General features: G+C 71.8%; 3 protein-coding genes. All 3 read left to right on the top strand.

Annotated features, from left to right (window positions below):
• Window positions 1-360: acyl carrier protein (locus tag ACWELJ_RS32620; protein ID WP_452369925.1), on the top strand; the 360-nt coding region annotated here is incomplete at its 5' end.
• Window positions 360-3,356, top strand: a complete 2,997-nt coding sequence (locus ACWELJ_RS32615; protein ID WP_452369924.1) for an SDR family oxidoreductase — start codon at window positions 360-362, stop codon at window positions 3,354-3,356. The genes ACWELJ_RS32620 and ACWELJ_RS32615, both read left to right, overlap by 1 nt.
• On the top strand, window positions 3,353-6,987 hold a 3,635-nt coding region (locus ACWELJ_RS32610), incomplete at its 3' end, for an SDR family NAD(P)-dependent oxidoreductase (protein WP_452369923.1). The genes ACWELJ_RS32615 and ACWELJ_RS32610, both read left to right, overlap by 4 nt.

Raw genomic sequence — 6,987 nt, 5'->3', positions numbered from 1 at the left:
GTCCCAGCTCCCGCCGCTGTCGCGGCCGTCACCCACGCCGCGCCCCACGTGCCCGCACCGCCGGCCGCGGCTCCCGCCCAGGGCGCTCTCGACCGCACCCAGGTCCTGACCACCTTGCGCGAAATGTACGCGGAGGCCCTCGAATACCCCATCGAGGTGCTCGAGGAGGACGCGTTGCTGGAAGCCGACCTGGGTGTCGACTCCATCCGCCAGACCGACCTGATGGGCCGCGCCCGCCTGCTGTTCGGCCTGCCCGAGCCTGATTCCTCCATCCGCACGGTCGATTTCGACACCCTCGGCAAGATCGCCGACTATGTGCTGGCCGCCGCCGGTTCCCGAGACCTGGCGCGGGCCGTCTGATGACCGCCCAGGGCGAACTAGCCGGAAAGGTCGCGCTGGTCACCGGTGGCGCCGGTGGCGTGGGCAGTGCCGTGGTGGGTCTGCTGGCCCAGCGCGGCGCCACGGTCTATCTGAACTGCTTCCACTCGTTCGCGGCCGGAAAGCAGCAGGCCGAGCGGCTGACCGCCGCCGGGCACGATGTGCGGGTGCTGCGCGGCTCGGTCGGCAAACCCGATCACGTGGAGCGCATGATCGCCGAGATCGGCGCGACGTCGGGGCGGCTGGACGTGCTGGTGAACAATGCCGCGCTGGGCCTGTTCGGCAGCGCCGCCACGCTGACCGAGGACGATATCGACCGCACCTGGAACATCAATGTCAAAGGGCCGCTGCGGTGTTCGCAGGCGGCGCGGGCGCTGATGACGGCGAGCGGCGGCGGATCGATCGTCAACCTGTCCTCGATCGGATCGACCCGGGTGCTGCGCGACTACCTGGCCATCGGCCTGTCCAAGGCCGCGCTGGAGAGCCTGACCCGCTACCTCGCCGTCGAATTCGCCGCCGACGGCATCCGGGTCAACACCGCCTCCGGCGGCCTGCTGGACACTCCGGGGGCGCGAATGTTCCCCGACAGCAGCGGTTTCGCCGCCGTGATGGCCGACCGCACGCCGTTCGGCAGGCTCGGGCAGGCCGACGAGATCGCCGAGGTGGTCGGCTTTCTCGCCTCGGATCGGTCGGTGTGGATGACCGGGCAGACGGTGACCGCCGACGGCGGGCTCGGACTGCCGCTGGGCGCCTTCGGCCGCGGACGGGAAGGAGCGATCACACCCGAACCGCCCGCCACGACGGCGTCGACCGGGGTGGCGGCGAGCACGCCCGCCACCCCGGACTCCGGAGCCGCACTCGGTCACGACCCGATCGTGGTGGTCGGAATGGGCTTGGCCGCACCGGGTGTCAACAGTCCCGACGAATTCTGGCAGGTGCTGTGCGATGGCCCGGCCCTGTTCAGCGAGGCCACCCCCGACCGCTGGCAGACCTCGGCGTTCACACCCGGCCGCCGCGACGTCCCCGACAAGGGCTACCAGCCGGTGAGCGGCATCATTCAGGACTTCCGGCCGCATCCCGCCCTGGCCGCCGAACCCGACGGCGGGGAACGCGATTTCAACACCCTGTGGTTGCGGCACAGCCTGTATCAGGCCCTCGAATCGGTCACCCGCCGCGCCGAGGACCGCTACACCATGAGCGTCGGGCTCACCTGCGACGGCAGCCAGCACCGCGGTGAGCATTTCCTCGTCGAATCGGTCCTGCTCGCCCTCACCGACAGCGGCACCATGACCGAGGACCAGCTGCGGACCGTGAAAGACGCGCTGCTGAAACGATTTCCGCGGGCGGCGACCACCCGCACCCTACCGCACGACATCGCCGCGGACGCCATCGACGGCATCCTGCCCGCCGCCACGCCCGTCTTCGTGGTCGACACCGCGTGCTCGTCGTCGCTGTACGCCCTCGACCGCGCGGTGCGCGACCTGCGCGAGGGCCGCGCCGACATCGCGGTCTGCGGCGGCTCACACGCTCAGCGGGTCGCGAACATGGTGGCGTTCGCGCAACTGGGCGGACTCTCGCCGACCGGTGAGATCCGGGCCCTGGACGAGACGTCCGACGGTGTCCTGTTCGCCGACGGCGCGGGCATTCTGGTGCTCAAACGGCTCTCGCGCGCCCTGGCCGACGGCGACCAGGTGCTCGGTGTCATCTCCGGGATCGGGCTGTCCGCGGACGGCAAGGGCAAGGCCATCAACGCGCCCTCCACCCCGGGCCAGGTGGCCGCCGCGCGGCGCGCGCTGGCCGACTCCGGCATCGACGCCGGCGATGTCGGACTGGTCATCGCCCACGCGACCGGCACGCCCGCGGGCGACAACGCCGAACTGCTGGGCATCGCGCAGGTCTACGCCGGGGAGCGTCCGGTGCCGGTGGTGGCGAACAAGTCGATCATCGGGCACACCGGGTGGGCGGCCGGGGCGCTGTCGCTGATCCATCTGCTGCTGACCATGCGGCACGGGCACATTCCCGCGCAGCCTCGATTCACCCGGCTGCGGGACAAGGTCGCCGAGCACGCGTCGCGTCTCACCGTGCCACGCGAGCCGGCGGCCTGGCCGCGTCCGGTGGGACCGGGCCGGGTCGAGACTCCCCGGATAGGCGCGGTGTCGGGCTTCGGTTTCGGCGGCACCAACGCCACCGTCATCGTGTCGGAATATCTACCGCGGCACGCGTTTCCGGCCCCGCCGGAGCGTCCCGACCACTCCGGCGATCCGCTGGTCATCGTCGGCTGGTCGAAGTGCGAACCCGATGACCTCGACTACGGTGAGCAGTTCCCCGCGCCGCCGTTCGAATCCGTGCGGATGCCACCGAAACTGGTGCGCTCACTCGACCGTTCGCAGCTGCTGGCCATCCAGTGTGTGCACGCGCTCCCGGCGCGGGTGCTCGAATTCTGCTCCGCCCACCGCGACACCACCGGCGTGATCGTCGGTTTCATGGGGCAGACCCAGGCGATGGGCGGCATCGTGCTGCGCACCCATCTCGACGACATCGCCGATGTGCTGGCCGCGGCGCCGATTCCCGGCATCCCCCGATTCCTCGAGGAGTTCCGGCAGGCCGTGGAGAACTCCGCGCCACCGCTGACCGCCGACTCCTACCCCGGCGCCATGCCCAACCTGATCGCCTCCCGCATCTGCAACTATTTCGACCTGCGTGGCCTGAACCTGCTGGTGGACACCGGCGAAACCGCACTACTGCAGGTCTTCCAGACCGCGGAGGACTACCTGCGCTCGGGTGACCTGGATCTGGCGCTCGTCGCCGGCATGAGCGCCAACGCCTCCCCCGCCTGGTCCTCGGAAGTCCGCGGCGGCGACGCCCGCCCGGTCGCCGAGGGCGCCTACCTGTTCGCCGTCACCCGCGAATCCGTCGCCCGCACCGCCGGACTCGACATTCTCACCCGCCTGGAAACCTCGATCGGAGCACCCGCATGACATCCCGACGTCGTCCGGACCAGGTCCGGCTGCTGGGCGCCGAGGGCGCTCTCGAACTGATCGAATTCCTCACCGGCACCGCGAAATCGGCGCGGATCACCCGGTCCGCGGGCGCCGGGCGGCCCCCACTGACGCTGCGGCTCGAACGGGTCGCCGATGGTGCCGAACCGGTCGGGGCGCCCGCCGCGCACCTCGAGGCCGCTCCCGAGCAGGTGGCCGCGAGTCCGCCGAACGTGCTCGATCGGCACCTGCTCACCTACGAGCCCGAAACAGCCGTCGAGACCGGAGCCGGGGTGCCGTTCGCACCACCGCGCACCCTGGTCGTGGTGGCGGGCGATATCGAACTCGACGCCGGGCGTCTCGCCTCCGACACCGCCGTCCTGCGCCCGCACGGCGCCGGCTGGCTGCTGACCGCGGACGGCGGGACCAGCGAGATCGCGCATGACGAAACAGCTCTCGCGACCGCGCTGACCGCCCTGGATCCGGCCCACGTGCGGGTGATCGTGCGCCTCGACCCGGTCCACGACTGGGCCACGGTCGGTGACGACACGATCATGACCGGGCACGAGGCCGCGTTCCTCGCCGCCCGCTCCACCCATCCGGCGACCTATCAGATGCTGATCCTCGGCGGCGCCGACGCCACCGGACACCCGCACCCGTACGCCGGATTGTTCACCGGACTGGGAAAGGCGCTCACCACCGAACCGCACTTCGCGGCGGTCGACACCCTCGTCCTGCTGACCGACGAGCACGACGCCGGTCCCGGCATCGCCCTGCTGGAACAGGAGAGCGGGGTGGCGCGCCCGCTGCCGGTCACGGTGCGCGCCACCGGCATCCGGCTGGTGGAACGCACCCGCCCCGAGCCGCTGCCGGCCTCCGCTCCCCCGCTCGACCTCCCGGCCGACGCGGTCATCGTCGGCGCGGGCGCGAGCCGCGGGATCGGCATGGCCATGATGCTGGCGCTCGCCGAACGCTACCGGCCGATCCTGCACATCGTGGGCTCCACGGATCTGTCGCGCTTCGACGCGGACGCGCTCACCGAGGACGACGCCGCGCACGGCGAACGACGCCGGAAACTGTTGCGGGAGGCCGTCGGCCGCCCCGGCGGCGTGGCGGCGGCCAACGCCGAGCTGACCCGGCTCGGGCACGCCCGCGCGATCCGGGACAAACTGCGCGAACTGGAACGGCATGCGGGCGCGGGCCGGGTGCACTACCACCCGTGCGACGTCACCGACGCCGAGGCGGTCACCCGGCTGGCCGCCGAGGTGTACCGGCTGTCGGGGCCGCGCGTCGATCTGCTGTTCCACCTCGCGGGCGTCAATCGCACCGCGGACCTGGAGAACAAGCGGCTCAGCGACTTTCGCGCGGTGCGCGACCTGAAGGTGCGCTCGTATCGCAATCTGAAGACCGCGTTCGCCGCACATCCGCCGCGCCGCTGGATCAACACCAGTTCCATCGCCGCCGTGCTGGGCGTGCGCGGCGAGGCCGACTACGCCTCCGGCAACGCCTTCCTGCTCAGCAGCGGCGGATTCGAGGCCGCACGCGGCGGCGCGGAAACCACCTTCGCGTGGGGACTGTGGGGTGACGCCGGGCGCAGCACCGAAGCGGCGTACGCCCGGGTGCTCGACGCCAACGCCGATATGGCCCCGATGCCCGCCGTCGAGGGCATCGCGCATCTGCTCGGTGAACTCGGCGCGCCCGAAACCGGGGTATGCCCGGTCTTCCTGGGCGCGACCGAACGGGCGGCCATCGAACGCGACCGGCCCGGCGTGCGGGCGCTGTGGGAGCCCGTCCACACCGAACCGAAGGCCCGGGGACCCCGCTTCTTCGTCGACGAAATCGCCGAGCGCGCGCCCGACCGGCTCGTGATCCACCGCGATCTCGAACTCGGCCGCGACGGCTATCTCGAGGACCACCTCATCCAGGGCCACCCGACCATGCCGGGCCTGGTCCTCACCGAGATGGCCGCCGAGGCCGCCGCCGAACTCGTGCCCGGCCGGGTCCCGGTCGCGTTCGAGGACTTGGCCTTCGACCGATTCGTGCGCGTGTACCGCACCTCGGCCCGGCCCGAACGCAAGAAGCTGGTCGCCGAACTCGTCACCCACGAGCCCGGCGCCGAGGGCCGCTCGGTGGTCGACGTCGCGATCGTCTCCGACCTCATCGCACCCGACGGCACGGTACTGGCCACCGACAAACCGCACGCGAGCATGCGCGTCATCCTGCGTGATTCCGCGCCCGCCTGCCCCCGGCCGGACCCCCGCCTGCTGCCCGACCCGACCGACGGCGTCGAACTGGCCAATCCGTACCAGGTCGACAGCCCCTTCGCCCGCCTGGGCGGAGTCTTCGCGGCGTTCTCGCACATCACGGTCGGATCGGCGGGCAACCGCGCGGCCCTGCGGCTGAACCGGGAACGCCTGGGGCGCTGGTTCTCCGATGCGCTGGTGCCCGCCGTCCTGTGCGATGCCGTCGCCCAGGGCGCCGTCGCCGCGACCGGCGACGACTGGAGCGCCATCGTGGTGCCGCGCTCGATCGGACGCATCGACATCTACGGCGGGCTCAACGACTTCGCCGTCAGCGACGGGGATCTGACCCTGCACGCCCGTCCGCCTCGGCGCGGGGCGAAGCGCTACACCAACGACTGGGCGGCGGTCACCACCGCCGACGGCCGCATGGTGCTGCGGATGGCGGACCTGGCCGGGGACGTCATCGGCTACGTCCACCGCGGCACCGGCGAATTCCGGTCCGCGGCCGAGCACGAACGGACCCGGCCGCCAACGGTTTCCGTGCCGGTCCCGCCCGCCGCGCCGACGACCGCGCCCGCCGAGGACGAACCCGCGGTCCGCCCGAACCTGCTCGCCTACGACGGCGTCGACTTCGCCCGCCCGGTCGACCGGTATGTCACCGAACCGATCCCACGACCACTGCTCCGCCCGAACCACGATCAACTGTTCGGCGGAACCGTGCTGCTGCTGGGCCTTCCGAACGAGTTCACCCACCAGGTCGCGGCCGGGCTGCGCGACTGCGGCATCACCGTGCACACCGCGACCGGGCGCGACGAACTCGCGGCGGCGGCCGCGCACGCCGACTGCTGGGACGGGATCATCGATCTCGGGTTGATGGGAGCCGCCCGATACACCCTCGGCGACAACGGCTGGCGTGAGGCGTATGCCCGCACGGTCGCGGCGATCAAACTCGTCTACCCCGCCTGGCAGGCCGAATCCGCTGTGGCACGCCGCTTCTACCTGGCGGTCGGGCATCAGGACGGCTTGTTCGGCCGCTCGGGCCACGTCGCCGAGCAGCCGCTGAGCGGGGCGTGGACCGGCGTCGCCAAGACGCTGCCGATCGAATTGCCCACCGTCGCGGTCAAAGCCGTCGATCTGGACCGCGCCGACGCGACGCTGACCGTCGAGGCCGTCTGCGCCGAGACCGGCGACTGGCACGACCTCGAAGTCGGTTATCGCGACGGGATCCGACACGTCCTCGCCCTGCGCGGCGCGCCGCTGCGGCTGCCCGAGGACCACGCCGGCGCCATCGGTCCCGAGGACCGCGTGCTCATCTCCGGCGGCGGCCGCGGCGTCGGCTTCGAACTGGCGAAAGCACTGGCCCGCCGCGGCGCACGGGTCGTGGTGAC

The sequence above is a fragment of the Nocardia sp. NPDC004582 genome (assembly GCF_053602115.1).
The sequence above is the reverse complement of the archived record's forward strand: the minus strand, read 5'-3'. Positions and strand labels throughout refer to the sequence as shown.